The organism is Shewanella submarina, assembly GCF_042646185.1.
GTDB classification, from domain to species: domain Bacteria; phylum Pseudomonadota; class Gammaproteobacteria; order Enterobacterales; family Shewanellaceae; genus Shewanella; species Shewanella corallii.
Genome location: NZ_JBHRTD010000026.1, coordinates 1 through 595, shown reverse-complemented (window position 1 = coordinate 595; position 595 = coordinate 1). Strand labels below are relative to the sequence as shown.

Genomic DNA, 595 nt, shown 5'->3' with positions numbered 1-595 from the left:
CCCTAGGGGATGCCACATATTTTGTTCTGACGCCGATGGCGGTGGGACACCGCGCTATCAACAATGGCACGGCGGTATCAAACACCAGAAGATACCGATCCAGATATTTCGTTGAATAACGAAAATACGGGGCTATAGCTCAGCTGGGAGAGCGCTTGCATGGCATGCAAGAGGTCCGCGGTTCGATCCCGCGTAGCTCCACCAACTTTTCCATGTGGAAAGTTAAAGCGTTAAATCTTAGCCTACAGGGTTTAACGAGAAGTCATTCTTTGCAGAGTATTTCTTATTTGCAAAGAGTGCAGTCCGGGGTCCCCTTCGTCTAGAGGCCTAGGACACCGCCCTTTCACGGCGGTAACAGGGGTTCGAATCCCCTAGGGGATGCCACATGTTCTAAAGCGTTAAGTCTTAGCCTACAGGGCTTAACGAGTGTTCACTCTTTGCAGAGTCTAATGCAGTCCGGGGTCCCCTTCGTCTAGAGGCCTAGGACACCGCCCTTTCACGGCGGTAACAGGGGTTCGAATCCCCTAGGGGATGCCACATTTTCTAAAGCGTTAAGTCTTAGCCTACAGGGCTTAATGAGTATTCACTCTTTGCA

At 51.1% G+C, this 595-nt stretch carries 3 tRNA genes; all 3 read left to right on the top strand.

Going from position 1 to position 595, the window contains the following annotated elements:
- Positions 1 to 128: 128 nt before the first annotated feature.
- The 3 genes from ACFOE0_RS23225 to ACFOE0_RS23215 all read left to right on the top strand — a co-directional run bounded on the left by ACFOE0_RS23225 (position 129) and on the right by ACFOE0_RS23215 (position 537).
- Positions 129 to 204: transfer RNA gene (locus ACFOE0_RS23225), tRNA-Ala, on the top strand.
- Positions 205 to 308: 104 nt separating this feature from the next.
- Positions 309 to 384 (top strand) — tRNA-Glu (locus ACFOE0_RS23220).
- A 77-nt stretch (positions 385 to 461) separates the two neighbouring features.
- Positions 462 to 537, top strand: a tRNA-Glu gene (locus tag ACFOE0_RS23215).
- Positions 538 to 595 lie beyond the last annotated feature (58 nt).